The sequence below is a fragment of the Gammaproteobacteria bacterium genome (assembly GCA_009838035.1).
In the GTDB taxonomy this organism is placed as follows: domain Bacteria; phylum Pseudomonadota; class Gammaproteobacteria; order Steroidobacterales; family Foliamicaceae; genus Foliamicus.
This window is the reverse complement of record VXSK01000028.1, coordinates 135060-151947: the sequence shown is the minus strand read 5'-3', so window position 1 is coordinate 151947 and position 16888 is coordinate 135060. Positions and strand designations below refer to the sequence as shown.

14 protein-coding genes are annotated in these 16888 nt (G+C 63.1%); 7 read left to right on the top strand and 7 right to left on the bottom strand.

Annotated elements, in window-relative coordinates:
- Window positions 1-8 precede the first annotated feature (8 nt).
- Entirely contained in the window at window positions 9-785 is a 777-nt protein-coding gene (locus F4Y72_11670; GenBank protein ID MXZ28943.1) for an SDR family oxidoreductase, read from the top strand.
- Between the two features lie 26 nt (window positions 786-811).
- Here the strand turns inward: F4Y72_11670 and xylA are convergent, their stop codons facing one another.
- The 3 genes from xylA to F4Y72_11655 are packed head-to-tail and all read right to left on the bottom strand — an operon-like array spanning window position 812 to window position 4578.
- Window positions 812-2158: a xylose isomerase gene (gene xylA, locus F4Y72_11665; protein MXZ28942.1), complete on the bottom strand. Its 1347-nt coding sequence runs from the start codon at window positions 2156-2158 to the stop codon at window positions 812-814.
- 24 nt (window positions 2159-2182) lie between these two features.
- Window positions 2183-3664: a xylulokinase gene (xylB, locus tag F4Y72_11660; GenBank protein MXZ28941.1), complete on the bottom strand. Its 1482-nt coding sequence runs from the start codon at window positions 3662-3664 to the stop codon at window positions 2183-2185.
- Between the two features lie 53 nt (window positions 3665-3717).
- Entirely contained in the window at window positions 3718-4578 is an 861-nt protein-coding gene (locus tag F4Y72_11655; GenBank protein MXZ28940.1) for a fumarylacetoacetate hydrolase family protein, read from the bottom strand.
- Between the two features lie 169 nt (window positions 4579-4747).
- Here F4Y72_11655 and F4Y72_11650 point away from each other — a divergent pair, with 169 nt between their 5' ends.
- Window positions 4748-5878: an LLM class flavin-dependent oxidoreductase gene (locus F4Y72_11650; GenBank protein ID MXZ28939.1), complete on the top strand. Its 1131-nt coding sequence runs from the start codon at window positions 4748-4750 to the stop codon at window positions 5876-5878.
- Here the strand turns inward: F4Y72_11650 and F4Y72_11645 are convergent.
- Together F4Y72_11645 and F4Y72_11640 are read right to left on the bottom strand one after the other, a co-directional pair.
- The gene (locus F4Y72_11645; GenBank protein MXZ28938.1) at window positions 5868-6935 is read right to left on the bottom strand and encodes an Ldh family oxidoreductase; all 1068 of its coding nucleotides are present in this window, start codon (window positions 6933-6935) and stop codon (window positions 5868-5870) included. The genes F4Y72_11650 and F4Y72_11645 overlap by 11 nt on opposite strands.
- Window positions 6936-6945: 10 nt before the next feature.
- Window positions 6946-7746 (bottom strand): SDR family oxidoreductase, encoded by an 801-nt coding sequence (locus F4Y72_11640; GenBank protein MXZ28937.1) that lies wholly within the window; start codon window positions 7744-7746, stop codon window positions 6946-6948.
- Here F4Y72_11640 and F4Y72_11635 point away from each other — a divergent pair.
- From F4Y72_11635 to F4Y72_11615, 5 genes are all read left to right on the top strand, one after another.
- Window positions 7679-8977 carry an aminotransferase class I/II-fold pyridoxal phosphate-dependent enzyme gene (locus tag F4Y72_11635; protein MXZ28936.1) on the top strand — a complete coding sequence of 433 codons (1299 nt, stop codon included), beginning with the start codon at window positions 7679-7681 and terminating at the stop codon, window positions 8975-8977. The genes F4Y72_11640 and F4Y72_11635 overlap by 68 nt on opposite strands.
- A gap of 5 nt (window positions 8978-8982) precedes the next feature.
- Entirely contained in the window at window positions 8983-9726 is a 744-nt protein-coding gene (locus F4Y72_11630) for a hypothetical protein (GenBank protein ID MXZ28935.1), read from the top strand.
- Between the two features lie 65 nt (window positions 9727-9791).
- Complete coding sequence (locus F4Y72_11625; GenBank protein MXZ28934.1) at window positions 9792-10667, top strand: MerR family transcriptional regulator; 876 nt, start codon at window positions 9792-9794, stop codon at window positions 10665-10667.
- 83 nt (window positions 10668-10750) lie between these two features.
- On the top strand, window positions 10751-11950 hold the full coding sequence (locus tag F4Y72_11620) for an aminopeptidase P family protein (GenBank protein ID MXZ28933.1): 1200 nt from the start codon (window positions 10751-10753) through the stop codon (window positions 11948-11950).
- 2 nt (window positions 11951-11952) lie between these two features.
- On the top strand, window positions 11953-13215 hold the full coding sequence (locus F4Y72_11615) for a M20 family metallo-hydrolase (protein MXZ28932.1): 1263 nt from the start codon (window positions 11953-11955) through the stop codon (window positions 13213-13215).
- 373 nt (window positions 13216-13588) lie between these two features.
- On the opposite strand, the gene F4Y72_11610 is transcribed toward F4Y72_11615, so the two are convergent.
- Together F4Y72_11610 and F4Y72_11605 are read right to left on the bottom strand one after the other, a co-directional pair.
- A complete protein-coding gene (locus F4Y72_11610; protein ID MXZ28931.1) occupies window positions 13589-15835 on the bottom strand; it encodes a beta-glucosidase in 2247 nt (748 codons plus the stop codon).
- Window positions 15832-16881 carry a galactose mutarotase gene (locus F4Y72_11605; GenBank protein MXZ28930.1) on the bottom strand — a complete coding sequence of 350 codons (1050 nt, stop codon included), beginning with the start codon at window positions 16879-16881 and terminating at the stop codon, window positions 15832-15834. The genes F4Y72_11610 and F4Y72_11605 overlap by 4 nt, the downstream gene beginning before the upstream one ends.
- Window positions 16882-16888 lie beyond the last annotated feature (7 nt).

Here is a 16888-nt window from a genome sequence, read left to right as displayed (position 1 = left end):
TCGCTGATATGACGAGGAAACTGGAAAACCGGACTGCGGTCGTGACCGGCGGCGGCAGCGGAATCGGCAGGTGCGTCTCGGCCCGGCTCGCCGCTGACGGCGCCCACGTAGTGGTGCTGGATATTGACCTTGACGCCGCCAGGCAGACAGTGGATGAAATCGCCCGGGCCGGCGGCAGTGCCGCTGCTCACAAGTGCGATGTTGCGGACCACAACGAGGTGGCGGAGGTGTTGGCGGCCATTCTCGACGATTCACAGATCGATATCCTGATCAACAACGCAGGGATCGCGCACGTCGGGAACCTGGAAAACACCAGCGAGGCGGACCTCGACCGGCTCTACAGCATCAACGTGAAAGGAATCTACAACTGTCTGGCCGCGATTGTTCCCGCGATGAAGGCGCGCCGCAGCGGCGTCATCGTGAACCTGGCTTCGATCGCCTCCTGCGTGGGCATCGCCGACCGTTTCGCCTACTCCATGACCAAGGGAGCTGTGCTGACCATGACCTACTCCGTAGCCAGGGATTACATCGACCACGGTATCCGCTGCAACTGCGTCGCCCCCGCGCGGGTCCACACGCCGTTCGTGGACAATTTCCTGGACGAAAACTATCCGGACAACCGCGACGAGATCTTCGCGCAACTGGAAAAGAGCCAGCCGATCGGGCGCATGGGCACGCCGGAGGAAATCGCCGTGCTGATCGCCTATCTCTGTTCCGACGACGCCTCCTTCATCACCGGCGCCAACATCCCCATCGACGGCGGCTTCATCACGCTCAACAACTAGAGCTTGTTAACGCTGCGCGACGTCGGTCAGCAGGCGGTCACGATGCAGTCGTTGATCAGGTTCTCGACAAGTTCCTGCTTGCCGCTGCGCCGACGGGGCTCTCCGTTCGCTGCGGCGATATCGCGCAGATCGCCCAGCGACAACTCGCCGTCCTCGAAGCGCTTGCCGTCGCCCGAGTCGAAACTCCGGTAGCGGCCGTAGCGAAGCTCCGACATCCGTGGGTCCGCCAGGACCCTGTCGGCAACCAGCAGTCCCCGGGCGAACGCATCCATGGCGCCGATATGCCCGATGAACAAGTCTTCGAGGTCGGTGGATTCGCGACGGACCCTGGCGTCGAAATTGAGGCCACCGTTGCCGAGCCCTCCGTATTCGAGCACCACCATCATGGCGTGCACGCAGTCGTACAGGTCCATGGCGAACTGGTCCGTGTCCCATCCGTTTTGCGGATCGCCCCGGTTCGCGTCTATCGAGCCCAGCAGGCCCGCATCGGCGGCCATACGCAGGTCGTGCGCGAACGCGTGCCCCGCCAGCGTCGCATGGTTGGCCTCGACATTGAGCTTGAAGTCGCCGGCGAGTCCGTGCTGGCGCAAGAAGCCGATCACCGTGAGGGCATCGAAGTCGTACTGGTGTTTCATCGGTTCCATGGGCTTGGGTTCGACCAGGAACGTGCCCCTGAACCCCACCGACCGGCCGTAATCGCGCGCCTTGGACAAGAACATCGCCATGTGTTCGAGTTCCCGCCTGGTGTCGGTGTTCTGCAGGCACGCATAGCCTTCGCGCCCGCCCCAGAACACGTAATTCTCTCCTCCGAGTTCCACGGTGGCGTCGATCGCGGCCTTTACCTGCGAGGCGGCATAGGCGACGACGGCGAAGTCCGGATTTGTGGATGCGCCGTTCATATAGCGCGGATGCGAAAACACGTTCGCCGTGCCCCATAGCAGCTTCATGCCGGTCGCGTCCTGCCGCTCCCTGGCCAGACCCACCATCTGCTCGAGGTTTTTCTCGGAGTCGGCGACGCCGGCGCCTTCGAAAGCCAGGTCGAAGTCGTGAAAACACCAGAACGGCACGTTGAGCTTGGTAAAGAACTCGAACGCCGCGTCCACCCTTTCGCGCGAACGATCCATCGGATCGCCCTTTTCAGCCCAGGGATGGATGCGGGTACCCGGTCCGAACGGGTCTCCCCCGGTGGCGCAGAAGGTATGCCAATAGCAGACCGCGAAGCGCAGGTGCTCTTCCATGGTCTTGCCGCCCACTAACCGGGATGGATCGTAGGTCTTGAACGCCAGCGGGTTGTCCGTTTCAGGGCCTTCGTATTGGATCCTGGCGATACCCGGGAAATATTCCCGATCGCCGATAAAGACGCTGCGGTTCATGTTCTTGCCCCTTTGCCTGGTCTCCTAGGCGTAGATCGCGGTCAAGGCCGCAACCGCGCGCCTGTATTCGCGGTAGCACTCCCTGTAAATATTTATGGCCGCGTTGCGCGGTTCGCAACTGCGGCCGTCGTCCATTTCCAGGTGGGCATCTACGAGTTCCTCGATCGATGCGCCCGTCTCGATGAGCTGCACCGCCTGAAGCGCCGCCCCGAAGGCCGCGCCTTCATCCTGCCTGAGCACCACGACCGGCGCTTCGCAGACATCGGCAACAATCTGCCGCCACTCGGCGCTTCTTGCCCCGCCGCCGGTCAGCACGATCTCTCCGATATCGACGCCCAGGCCCGCCAGTTCGTCGATACCGAATTTCAGCGCAAAGGTCGCACCTTCGACGGAGGACCGCAGCAGGTTCTCGGGCCGGGCGTTACGGCTGTCGATTCCCACGATGCAGCCCTTGGCATCCGGCAAGTTGGGCGTTCGCTCGCCGTTGAAGAAGGGCAGCGTAATGACGCCGCCGGCGCCCGGCTCGGCAGCAGCCACCTGTTCCTCAAAAGCCGAAATATCGGCATTGAGCAGCGAGCGCATCAGCTCGGTGCTGACCGTGCAGTTCATGGTGCATAACAGCGGCAGCCAGCCCCCGGTTGAAGAACAGAAAGCGGCGATATTGCCTTCGGGATCGACAACGGGCCGGTCGGCATAGGCATACACGGTGCCCGAGGTGCCAAGGCTCATCGTCAGACTGCCCGGGCGCACGTTGCCGGTGCCGATCGCTCCCATCATGTTGTCGCCGCCGCCGATCGCCACCGGAATTCCGGCGGGCAGGCCCAGCTCTTCGGCAATCTCCGTCCGGAGCGTGCCGATGGCTTCGTTGCCGATGCGCAGGGGCGGAAGGCAGTCGCTCAAGTCCCGGTCCGCATCGATGGCGCGCAGCATGTCTCGGGACCAATCTCTGCGGCGGACATCGAGAAAGCCGGTCCCCGAAGCGTCGCCCATTTCCATGCAGCGTTCGCCGGTCAAATGCAGGTTCAGGTAGTCGTGGGGCAACAGAATGCAGTCGAGTCGGTCATACAGGTCCGGGCTGGCCTTCTTCAGCCAACGCAGTTTGGATGCCGTATAGCCCGGCGCAATCGGATTGCCGGCCCGCTCGATGCAGGCTTCGCGGCCGCCGAAAGCAAGCATGATCTCCTCGCATTCCACCGCCGTGGACGTGTCGCACCACAGTTTCACGGGAGCCAGCACTGCGTCTGTTGCGTCCAGCGCCACAAAGCCGTGCTGCTGGCCCGAAACCGCGACGGCCATCGCCGTCCCACGAACGGCGGGATCGACTCGCAGGGACGCCACGCGCAGCGCGTCCAGCCACCACTCCGCTTGCTGTTCGGCCACACCTTCACCGTCCTGGCGAAGATCGAGGAACGCGCTGGCGCTGCCGGCCACGCGCCGATTCACGAAGTCGTAGCAGACAACCTTGACGCTCTGGGTGCCGAGATCAATCCCAACCGCAACGGCCATCAGTCAGACCTCCCTGTGCGCGAACCTGGCGTTTTCACCGCTCCCGAAGTCGATCAGTGGTCGACTAATCCAGCATGGGACACGAGCTCCTGGCGCTGTCGCCCCAGGTCTTCGACGCCCAGTTCCATAACGTCGCCCGGTTTGAGATAGACGGGCGGATCGTGGCCGAGCCCGACGCCGGAGGGCGTGCCCGTGGAAATGACGTCGCCCGGGTTCAGCGTCATGAAGCGGCTGATGTAGCTGACCAGGTAGCGCACTCCGAACACCATCTTCGAAGTGTTGCTGTCCTGACAGCGCCTGCCGTTGACGTCCAGCCACAGGTCGAGGCGCTGCGGGTCCGGCACTTCATCCGCCGTCACCAGCCACGGCCCGATCGGAGCGAAGGTGTCGCAGCTCTTGCCCTTGACCCACTGCCCGTGCCGCTCCAGCTGGAATTCCCGCTCGGATACGTCGTTGACGACGCAGTAGCCGGCAACGTGATCCAGGGCTTCGGCTTCGGCAATATACGACGCCCTTGTGCCGATCACTACGCCGAGTTCCACTTCCCAGTCGGTCTTCGCGGAATCGCGCGGAATGACGACCGGGTCGTACGGCCCGCTGATCGCGCTGGTGGCCTTGAAGAAAATCACCGGCTCGTCGGCCACGGCGCTGCCGCTCTCCTCGGCGTGCTCAACGTAGTTCCGCCCGACGCAGACGATTTTTCCCACGTTGCCGACACTGGGCCCGATGCGCACGTCGCCGGATACGGCGGGAAGCCCGCTCACGTCGCTGCCCGCGATCTTCGACAACGATTCGGGTTTCAGGTTGGGGCCGTCCAGGTCGGCAATCACGGCCGACAGGTCCCGAATTAGACCGGTCTCATCCAACAGGCCCGGCCGCTCCGCGCCGGACTCTCCAAATCTCAAGAGCTTCATCGCAGTTGTGTTGTTCCCCTCATCGTTCGCCTTCCCGAAGAAAAACAATGTTACCCCGGCAGGTAACGCGCAGCGCGTCCGGCGCGCGTGTAAATTCCAACAAACTTGACAGAATACAGCAAGTTTTATACTCTCCCCCGGACATTTTGTCTACCACGGGTAAGGTCCCATGAATCTTGGGCTGTTCTTCATGCCCCACCTGGCGCCGGAACGCACCCCGAAGCAGGGTCAGGAGTTCATCCTCAGCACCATCGTCCGCGCCGACGAGCTCGGCTACTCCGAGGCCTGGATCGGAGAGCACTTTGCCTGCGGATGGGAGCCCGTGCCCGCGCCGGATCTGCTGATCGCGCAGGCCCTGGTGCAGACGAAACAGATCAAGCTGGCCCCAGGGGCACACGTACTGCCCTACCACCATCCGGTCGAGCTCGCGCACCGTATTGCCTACCTGGACCACCTCGCGCAGGGAAGGTACATGGTCGGCATCGGCGCCGGTTCCGTCCCCATGGACGCGGACCTCCTCGGCTCGATCCGTTACGACGAAGACGGCACGCCCACCATGCTGAATGCGCAAATGACGCAGGAGGCGTTGGACATCATGATCCGGCTTTGGACCGAGGACAAGGCCTTCGATTACAACGGCAAATTCTGGCAATTCAAGCGCCGCGACTACGACGATTTCGAGAAAGGGCCGTTCCTCAAGCCGTTTCAGAAACCCCACCCCCCGCTGGGCATGGCGGGCATATCGGACAGTTCACGAACCCTGGCGCTGGCCGGCAGACTGGGCTTCCGGCCGATGAGCTTCTACATCGGCGCGGGCTATCTCGCGGGCCACTGGAACGCCTATGAAGCCGAGGCTACGAAAGCCGGCCACAGCGTTTCGCGCGACGACTGGGCCGTATCGCCTCCTTTTTTCGTCGCGGACACTGACGAGGAAGCGGTGGAACTGGCCTCCACGGGAGAGGTGGCGCGTTTCTGGGAGGAGTACATGATCCCCGGCATTGTTCGGCGCGGCCTGGCCAGGTATTCGAAGGCGGACCCGAGCCATACGGACGACATGATCACGCCGGAATATCTCGCCCGGCACATCTGGCTGGTCGGATCGCCGCAAACGGTGGCTGTGAAGACCGAGAAACTGATTCGCGAAACGGGCGGATTCGGAACGTTGATCGGCATGTGTTTCGACTTCATCGAACAGTACGACGCCTGGATTCACAATCTGGATCTCATGATCAATGACGTCATGCCGCGCCTGCAACGCGCCATGCCCGATCAGGACTGCTCAGCAGGCCCTATGCAGTAAACGGCCTGAATCCCGCGGCCGCGGCGGCCGCGTTGAGTCGGGCCAGGCCCCCGGCGCTCAGTTCCACGCTGCCGGCATGCGCCCGGCGGCTGTCGAATTCGGGATCTCCGGGAGCAAGAACTGCGTCCACGCCTTCGGCAAGCGGAACATCGGTGACCCAGCGAAGATAACGTTCGATACGCTCCGAGACCGATTCCGGATCCTGTCCCAGGCGCGTGGGGTCGAGAACGATCGCCAGGAGATTGTTCGCGATCAGGCCCGCGTCGTCGAGTTCCGCGATCGTCTCGCCACCGGCCAGCGCGGAAGACAGCAATTCGGCCACCAGGGCTAGCCCGTAACCCTTGTGATCGCCAAAGGGCAGCAGCGCCCCGGCGGGCTCTTCGAACATCACCGCGGGGTTCCGGGTTTCTTTGCCGAGGTGGTCGAGAAGGGATCCTTCGGGCGCCGGGACGCCGCGGGTATGGGCCACGCGCGCCTTGCCCAGGGGAATGCGGCTGGTCGCGAAATCCAGCAGTATCGGCGGTTGGCCGACCCGCGGTATGCCGATGCAATGGGGATTGGTGCCCATCCTCGCCTGCGTGCCGCCAAAGGGAGCGACCAGCGGGGCGCGCCCGTAAACATTGGCCCAGAACATGCTGATCATTCCGGCGTCCGCGGCGCGCTCCGCGTAGTGTCCGATACGGCCCATGTGGTGGGCGCGGATAACGTTGACGATGCCCACCCCGTATTGCCCGACCATGCCCACAGCGCGATCGACGGCCTCGAGCGCAACAATGTGTCCAAGCGCGAAATTGGCGTCGATCACGGCAAACGGGGGAGCGGCGGGCCTGTCGGCCGGCTCGGCGCCGGGCCGGATCGCTCCGGCCCGGAACGAATCCACGTAGGTGCCCAGCATGCCGGTCCCGTGCGAGGGGTGCCCGGACTGATCCGCCACAACCAGGTGGTCGGCGACGGTATCGCCCTCGCTACGCTTCCAGCCCATGTGCACGAACAGGTCGGAGACGAATTGGCACAGACTGTCGGCGCCCACCCGGACCGCGCTCCCGCTTGCGCCCATGGCGGCGCAGTCAGTAATGGATCGCGGTCTTGGCGCCGCCCGCCGCGGCGATGACGTCGCCGTTGATGCATCGAGACAGCGGCGACGCGAGAAAGGCGACCACGCCGCCGATATCCTCGGGCGTGGGAAGATAGCCGTTGAGATTGCCCGAGGCGAGTCCTGCCTCGATTTCCTGTTCGGAACTCCCCTCTTCCGCGGCGCGCCGCGCAATCATTGCCGCCACCTTGTCGGTTTTGGTGTAACCGGGATGCACCACCGTTGCGGTGATTCCGCTGCCCCCAAGCTCCTCGGCCAGGTTCTTGGTCATTGCAACGACGGCCACGTTGCGGATGCTGCCCACCGTGTCGCCCGACTTTCTGGCCCCCATTCCGCTGATCGATATGATCCGTCCCCAACCCTTGCTGCGCATCTGGGGCAGCAGGGCCTGCGCGCATCGCAGGTATCCCATGACCTTGACGTTCATCTGCTCCATCAGCTGATCCCTGGTGACTTCCCAGGCCAGCGGAGTGCGGCCCTGTCCGGCCGGCGCGGCCGCGCAATTGACGAGTATTTCGGCGGGCCCCAGCCTGTCATTGACATCTTCGGCCATTGCAAGCACCGAACCTTCGTCCCCGGTATCCGCCGGCGAGGCGATCACCTCCGACCCGGTCGCTGCCCTTATCTCCTCAGCCGCCTTTTCCAGTGTGCTCCGGGTGCGCGCCACCACCGCCACCCGTGCGCCTTCGCGGGCCAGCGACTCGGCAATGGCCCGTCCTATCCCCTGGCTGCCACCCGTGACAACGGCCACCTTGGCTGCAATTCCGAGATCCATACTTCCTTCTCCCAAGTTTCGTTCTGTCTCGAATTCTTACTGTAAACTAGTAATTTTGCAAGAAGCCCCGATGAAACCGCTTGCCCGGACCGTCGCCGAAATGCCCCAAAGCGGCATTCGGGAAATTGCCAATCTCGCCGCCCGAACGCCCGACTGCGTGCGTCTCGATCTCGGCGAACCGCACTTCCCAACGCCACCGCATATTGTCGAGGCGGCCTGCCAGGCGGCACGGGACGGATTTACAAAGTACACGCCGCCGGTCGGTCTGCTTTCCCTGCGCCAGGCAATCTCCGAAAAACTCCAGCGGGTCAATGGCCTGGATGTTCCTGCGGACCGGATCGTGGCCGTGAGCGGCGCCACCTCGGGGCTTTTTACGGCCTGCCTGTCGATTCTGGAGCACGGCGACGAGATTCTTCTGCCGGATCCCGCCTGGCCCAACTGGGAAATGATGGTCCTGTCGGCCGGCGGGAAGATCCGTTATTACCCCGCTGATTCATCGAGGAACTTTCTGCCGGACCCCGGCGAACTCGACGAGTACGTGGGAGACCGGACCAGGGGCATCATCCTGAATTCTCCATCGAACCCGACGGGCGCGATCATGAGCCCCGGCCTGGTTCGCGAAATGGTGGATTTCGCCCGGCGCCATGACCTCTGGGTCATTGCCGACGAGTGCTACGACGAGTTCGTTTTCGATGAGGAACATGCATGTGCGGCCCGGTTCGACGGCGATGGGCGTGTGATCAGTCTTTTCAGTTGCTCGAAGACCTACGCGATGACCGGCTGGCGCGTCGGGTACGTGGCCTGTCCGCAAGACCTGATCGAAGTCATGGCGAAGCTCCAGCAGCCCGTAATCGGCTCGATCTGCTCCGTGGCCCAAAAAGCCGCCGAGGCCGCATTTCGGGGCCCCCAGGACAGCATAGCGGTAATGCGCGACTACTACCGCGGCAACCGGGACCTCGCCGTGGACATGTTCGCGGATACCGGCATCAGGACCTGGTCGCCGGGCGGCGCCTTTTACATGATGGTGGATATTTCGTCCGCCAGCACGGATACCTACGATTTCGCCAAGCGCCTTGTGCGATCACGGCAAGTCTCGGTGGCGCCCGGAGAGACTTTCGGCCCGGGCGGTCGCGGCCTGGTGCGGCTGTCTCTCGCAACCGCCCGGGATCGACTCGAGACCGGCCTGGCGCGGGTCATCGATGCGATACAGGCGGATTCGCAAGCCGCTTGAGCGTCGTGAACACTGCACATGGTTCCGCAATCCATTCGGAAGGCGCCGCGCGAATTGCGGTGCTGGTGCCCTCAACCTTTCTCCTGGATGGGGAAATATGCGAAATGGCTGCCCGGCGGGGCGCGGAGGCGCATTTGTTCCGGGTCCACCCGGAGTCCGTCGCGGATCCGCGCGATTCGGACGCGGTGGCGCGGATGGTCGAGGACATGGGGTCGGTCGAATCGCTGTCGAAGGCGGCGGCGCAGACTGCCGATGTTGCGCCGCACGCCATCGTTTGGGCTTGCACATCCGGTTCGTTCCTGGGTGACGGCAACTACGGGGAACGGCAAGCCAGGGCGCTCTCCAAATCCGCCGGAAACGTTCCCGCAACCACTACGTCACTTGCGCTGGTGGCGGCATTGAAGCGGGTCAGGGCCCGCAAGTTACTTGTTCTGACTCCGTATCACGCGGAGATCGGGATCGAATTCGTCAACTTCCTGGAGAAAAACGGTTTCGACGCGGTGGGCCAGGCTCATGCCGGCAAGGGCAGCGACGGTGAGGTGGGGGCCTTGCGTCTGAGAGATTTTCTGGCCCTGGCGCAATCGGCCGGAACATCTCCCCGCGATGCGATCGTCATTCCCTGCACGGCGGTTCGCGATCGTCGGATGTCGGCGGAGCTGTCCCGGGAATTGCGGCTGCCGGTCATCGCCGCCAACGCGGCAACCATGGACCTCGCGGTACAATTGGCGCGGGAAGAACACGCCGCTTAGGGGAAGGCTCCGGCACGCGTCATGCATTCGGGTAGGTACATTCGCCAAAGACGAGAACTGTCTGCATGAAGGTAGCAAAATCGGAATACGCGCTTTCGATCGGCGAAGTTTCAAGACTGCTCCACGTCTCGCCGGGCATACTGAGAATCTGGGAACGGGAAGGCCTGATCACACCCGAGAGAACGAAGGGCCGGCACCGCGTATACCGCCAACAGCACGTTCGACGCCTCCGCAAGGTCATCCGGCTCTATTACAACGAGCGCCTCAATCCCGCCGCGATCCGCCGCGAGCTCGGCAGATCTCCCGAGCCTTCGGCCGAAGACAGCTACGTGGACGAAAAGCTGGGAGAAAAGCTCAGGATGCTGCGCAAGCAGCGCAAGATGACGCTGGTCCAGACCGCCGAATCCTCCGGCCTGTCGCCCTCGTTCATCAGCGCCCTGGAACGCGGCAATACCGGGGTGTCCATGGAGGCCCTGTTCCGCCTGGGCGAAGCGCTTCGGACCACGCTGCCGACGCTCAAGGGAGAGGAACTCCCACCCGCCAAGCGCCGCTTTGTACCTGCGGACCAACGTCCGAGGTTCGTCACCCAGGACAAGTCCATCATCATCGAAGACATCATCTCGAAGCCGGCCGGCATGGAGGCGGAGATTTCGCACATCGCCCCCGGCGGGCACAGCAACGGCATCTGGTCGCACAAGGGCCAGGAATTCGTCTATGTGCTGTCCGGCCACCTTTCGCTATGGCTGGAACCGGACGAGGAATACGAGCTGAAGACCGGGGACACGCTCTATTTCCACAGCCACCTCATGCATCGGTGGAAGAACAACTCCGACGAAACGACGGTTGTCCTTTGGGTCAACGCCTTCCTTCCCGAGTATGCGCAGGTGCGCTCGGAATCGGAGGAAACCGGCCGGATTTCCGCGCCCCAAGACGAGGACTAAACCCTGTCCGCCGAGCGCCGGACTGCTCGGAACGGCATTTTTGATTTCCAGTAAATCTACTGTACGATAGTAGATATCCTGCGATGCCCGCCGGGGCCGTCAACATGAACCACGAGCCGACAATGGAATTTCTGCCCGAACCCGCGTTTCCGGTGGCGGAATTCGAAGGCAGGCTGGACGCTCTAAACGAAAAGATCCTCTCCGGCGGCCTGGACGCGATGGTGATCCATATTCCGGAAAACATCAATTACATTTCCGGATGGCACACTCCAGGCTATTACTACCCGCAAATGCTGATCGTAAAGCCGGGATCCAGGCCCGTCATCATCCTGCGCGCGCTCGAGGCCCTGGGATTGCCGGTACGATCCTGGTTCCGGCAAGACCAGTTGATGGCCTATCAGGACAACGAGTCGCCTGTCGGCGAACTCGTCGAAGCGCTGAAGCGGCTTGAGCTCACCCGTTCCAGGGTCGGGCTGGAAACACACGGCTGGTTCTTCACCGTCGACATGAATCGGGAGCTTGCGGACAGGCTGCCGGACATGAAGTTGGAGCCCAGCGGCTGGCTTGTGGAGTCGCTGAGGCGGAAGAAGTCCCCCGCCGAGATCGAGCAGATACGCAGGGCCTGCCGAATTGCGGAGATCGGTATCCGGGCGGGAATCGACAATTTCCGGGCCGGCATGACGGAAGCTGAGCTGGCCGGCCACATTCACCACGCGATGGTGTCGTCCGGATGCGAATACGTGGGATTGCCGATATTCGTCATGTCCGGACACCGGCAGCTCGCGCCGCATTCGGTCTGGTCCAGCGAGAAGAGGATCGTGCCGGGCGAAAATATCTTTCTGGAGGTGGCCGGCTCGGTGAACCGGTACGCGGGCGCGTTGTTCCGGACCCTGGTGGTAGGCCCTCCAACGCAGCGTAATATCGAGAACATGGCGATTGCCGAAGCGATGCTCGAAGCGGCGATGGCGGCGATCCGCCCCGGAACCACGTCCAACTGCGTCAACCAGGCGGTAAAACGCATTGCCGACAGGAACGGGATCATGCTGCGCAAACGCGCCGGGTATTCGATGGGCATCAATTTTGCGCCGGACTGGGGCGAGGGCAGTTTCCTCACGCTTCAGGACGGCGATCAGACTGTCCTGGAGCCGGGAATGGTGTTTCACTTGCCGCAGGCCGTGCGCCGTGCCGGCGAACCGCTGGTGGCGAGCAGCGAAACGGTTTTCGTAACGGAGTCGGGGTGCGGGCAGTTGACTCAATTCGCGCGCGGCCTGATCGAAGTCTGACGATGTTGCGGCCCGACGCTAAAGCCGCCGCCGTAGGCAACGCCGTGGACCAGGACCGCCTCTGGGACCTGCTGATGCGCCTGGCCGAGATCGGGGCCCTCGAGAACGGCGGCGTCAATCGGCAGGCCCTGACGGAACTCGATACCGAAGCGAAGAATTTCGTCATTGAATGGGCCCGGGCTCGCGGCTTTTCCGCCTTTCAGGACGATGCAGCCAACCTGTTCGTTCGCATGCCGGGCGCCGCCGCGTCGCAGGACCCCCTTATCGTCGGCTCTCACCTGGACAGCCAGCCCACCGGCGGCAAGTTCGACGGGGCGTTCGGAGTGCTGGCGGGCCTCGAGGTGCTGGAATCGATCCGTCAACAGGGTCTGACGCCGGAAAGACCGATCGAGGTCGCCGCCTGGACCAACGAAGAGGCCAGCCGCTTCCTACCCGGAGCCACCGGCTCCAGCGCCTTTGCCGGCACCCGCGAACTGAGCGCGGTGCTTGACAACCGGACTGTCGACGGCGCCCGGGTGGGCGATGAGCTGGCCGCTTCCATCGCTGCGACCCGCGCGGAGCTGCGTCCGATTCACTCGGTGCGCCCGTGCGCGTCGCTTGAGATCCATATCGAGCAGGGCCCCATCCTCGAGCAGGCGGGCCTGCCCGTCGGCATCGTGAAAGGCATCCAGGGCGTAAGAAGGATCCAGGTCGAGATCCTTGGGGAAACGGCGCATGCCGGCACGACTCCGCAGGCGCTGCGCAAGGACGCCCTGGATGGCGCCGCCCGGATCATGGTGAGCTTGCGGTCTTTGACGAAAGACGACGATGACATCCTGCGACTGACCTTCGGCAGGATCGACAGCTTTCCGAACTCGCCGGGCACCGTAACCGACAAGGTGCGCCTGACCATCGACCTGCGGCACCCCGACAAGGCGGTAATGGACAAGGTGGAGGGACTGATCCGGGAAGTGGCCCCGGCTCAGGCGCACCCTTGCCGTACCGAGGTAAGGGTGCTCTCGACAGTGGATCCGATAGCCTTCGATCCTTCAATCATCGGCCTGCTGGAAAACTGCGCAAACATGATGAACGCTTCCGGCCCGCTGATGCTGTCCGGCGCCGGCCACGACTCGCTGCACCTCGGCAGGATCTGCCCCACCGGAATGGTATTCGTCGCCTGCGAGGGCGGAATAAGCCATCACGAGGCCGAAAACGCAAAGCCGTTCGACCTTGCCCTGGGTACCCGCGTGCTGGCAGCGGCCGCATGGACGCTGGCCAATCGCTGATTTTCGGGCTCATTTACCTTAGTAACGAACTCGCTTCGCGAAGAATTCTCTAAATTCCAAAAAACTCGCCAATTCCGAACGAATACCTTAATGTCTCCTTGTAGTATATTTCCAATATGAACAAAGAAATGATCACAATTGTCAGCACCGGGCTCGGGGTAACTGTGACACTTCTTATCGCAATCTGGATGACTTGGGCAGATACCAACCAAAGACTGGTATCTGTTGAGACCCGTTTAGCGAGAGTTGAGGGTCTCCTGATTGCTCGCGGCGAAATGCCGCCGCCTGTATCTCAAAACGCAAGTTAACAAATCCAACTAAGACCAGGGCGTGTTAACGCTATGCGGCGCAGGTAGCCCACGCCGATACCCTTTCAGACGACGCTGAACTTTTCCTTGAGGCAAATGTCTTCGCTCGACGCGCCGACCTGAATCTCGTACGCACCGGCCTCGACCACCCGGTTAAGCGAGCGGTCGTGAAAGGCCAGCTCCCGGATTGGCAACCGGAACTTGACCGTAGTTTCCTCGCCGGCCTTCAGGTGCAAGCGGGCAAATCGCTTCAGTTCCTTAACCGGCCGTACGACGCTGGCGATTTCATCACGCACGTATAGCTGCGCCACTTCATCGCCATCGCGCCTTCCTGCGTTGCGCACCTCGAAGGCTATGCCGAGAGTTTCGTCGCGGCCGATCCGCTCCGCGCTCAGCCGCAGTCCGCCGTAAACGAACTGCGTGTAACTCAGGCCATGCCCGAAGGGATAAAGCGGGCGGTTGGAACCGAAGATGTAGTCCCATTTGGAAGAAGCGGAGTGGCGGTTGTAGTGCACCGGGACCTGGCCCGTTTCGCGAGGCAGGGTGACCGGCAGTCGGCCCGCGGGATTGAGCGCGCCGAACAGCGCCCGGGCAATCGGCCCTCCCCCCTGCTTCCCGGGCAGCCAGCACCAGAGTATGGCCGACGCGTGCCTTTCGACATTTCCCAGCGCCAGCGGACGGCCGTCCACAACCACCAGCACCATGGGTTTACCGGTAGCGGCAAGTTCACGGACGAGTTGCTCCTGCACGCCGGGAAGGCCCAGCTCCGCGCGGTCCCGCCCTTCCCCGGAGGTATCGCCATGCTCCGAATAACCGCGCAATACGGGTTCGCTTCCCGAACGCCCGCCCACGGCCAGAACAACGGCATCGGAGCGCTCTGCGACACGAACGGCCGGCTCTATCCCGCTTGAGTCCTCGCCCCCGATGTCGCAGCCCGGGGAGAAATTCAGCCTTATGCCAGGTCCGGCAACGTCCTCGAGACCCTTGAGAATGCTGGTCCCTTCGGACAGCCCCACCGGAACGCCATAGGCCGCTTCGAAGGCGTAGTCGCCCAGCAGATTGCGCACGCTGTGGGCATTCGGTCCGATAACGGCCAGCGAGGCCAGCTTCCCGCCCAATGGCAGCACCCCATCGTTCTTCAGCAATACCAGGGATTCGCCGGCTGCCCGCGCGGACAGCGAGCGATGGCTTGCGCTGTCGATGACCGACAGGTCCACTGACGGTTGCCGGGAGGGGGCAGCATCCAGCAAGCCCAGCCGTTCCTTCGCGGCAAGCACGCGCATTGCGGCGCGATCGATCAATTCCACGCTTACCCGGCCCGACTTCACCGCGGACGCAAGCGGTTCCCCGAAACAGTCGGCCGCAGGCAGCTCCACATCGATTCCGGCCTCCAGCGCCTGGCGCGCCGCCTCGGCCTTGTCCACGGCCGTGAAATGCATGCGCCGCAGCTGGTCCACGGCCTCGTAGTCCGAAACGACGATTCCGCCGAATCCCCACTCCTCACGCAGTATCGACGTCAGAAGCTCGGCGGAACCCGCGCAGGGTATGCCGTCGATGTCGTGGTAGGCGTTCATCACCGAAAGCACTTCCGTTTCCTTCACGACCCTTTCGAAGGGAACCATGAAACAGTCCCGCAGCTCGCGGGGCCCGGCGGACACGGGCGCCTCGTTGCGGCCGCCCTCCGACGAGCCGTGGGCCACGAAATGCTTCAGCGTGGCGCCGATGCCGGTGCGCAGGTCGTCGCCCTGCAAGCCGCGAACGACAGCCAGTCCCATGCAAGCGGCCAGATACGGGTCCTCGCCGAAAGTCTCTTCGCAGCGGCCCCATCGCGGGTCGCGTACCAGGTCGAGCACCGGTCCGAGGGCCTGGTGCGTTCCCACGGCCCGCATTTCCTTGCGGATGGCCGCGCCGATCCGCTCCACCAGGTCCGGATTCCAGGCGCTTGCCAGGCCTATGGCCTGGGGGAAGGACGTGGTTCCCCGCGCCTGAAAGCCGCACAGGCACTCTTCGTGAAGAATCGCCGGCACGCCCAGCCGCGTGTTGTGCCGGAGATAGTCCTGTATCGCATCGGCGACGGCGGCCGCCTCGCGAACCGGCAGTCCGCCGACTCCGGCCACGCGCGAAACCTGTCCGATGCCTTCGGCAAGGTGCTGGCCGGCTTTTTCTTCCGAAAACCTACCGTCCTCAAGAAGGTCCGTTACCCAAATCGCGCACAACTGGGCGATCTTCTCCGCAAGGGTCATGCGTGCCAGCAATTCGGCACACCGAGCCGATTCGGCTGTCGACGGTGGTGTTCGGTCCCGGCCGCTCATGGCCGGCGCCCGCCGGCAACGCCGAACCGGTAGACGATTTCCGAACGATAGGGCTCGCCGGGTTCCAGGACACAGTTCGGAAAGCCCGCGCGGTTCGGCGCCGCGGGAAAGTTCTGCGCTTCCAGGCAGAAACCGTGGTGCCGTTCCATTGCAATGCCCTGCTTGCCTGTTCCCGCGTCATCCAGGTGATTGCCGGTGTAGAAGTGCACCCCCGGCTGGTTCGAAAACAGTTGCATTGTCCTGCCCGTCTTGGGTTCGGTAACCATCGCCACCGCATTGAGCATGCCTGCATCATGCGAATCCACGGCGAAATTGTGGTCGAAGCCCGATCCGAACCTCAGTTGCTCGTCGTCCTGCAACATGGCCTCTCCGATACGCCGCGCACTGCGAAAGTCCATGGGCGTGCCCCGCACGCTGCGGAGTTCGCCGGTAGGAATCAGTTGCTCGTCAACCGGGGTGAAACGGCTGGCGCGCAATTGAAGTCGATGATCGGTGATCGGTCCTGCGTGCGCGCCGGCCAGATTGAAGTACATATGGCTGCTCAGGTTCACGACGGTGGTCTTGTCCGAGACCGCGGTCAGTTCGATCACCAGCACGGTCTCTTCTTCGATCGCATACTTTGCCTGAACCTCCAGGGTCCCCGGGAAACCGCCCTCCCCGTTTGCCGAAACGCGGGACAGAATAAGACTGTGTTTGCCGTGATCCACAATATTCCAGACCCGGCCATGAAAGCCCGGGCTGCCTCCATGCAGGCAATGGCAGCCTTCGTTCGGATCCAGCTCGTAGCTGACGCCTCTGAGTTCGAACCGCGAATTTTCTATGCGGTTTGCGTATCGTCCGATCAGGGCGCCCAGGTAGTGCTCCGGATTGGACAGGTACCCCTCCAGATTTGCATAACCAAGGACAACGTCCGCCATGGCGCCATGCCGATCAGGCGCCATCAACGCCACGACCCGGCCCCCGAAGTTGGTGATCGCGGCCCGAATTCCGTGTCGGTCTCCAATTTCGAACAGCGCCACCCCGCCATCGTGCGCTCGTCTTGTCATGAGCGAG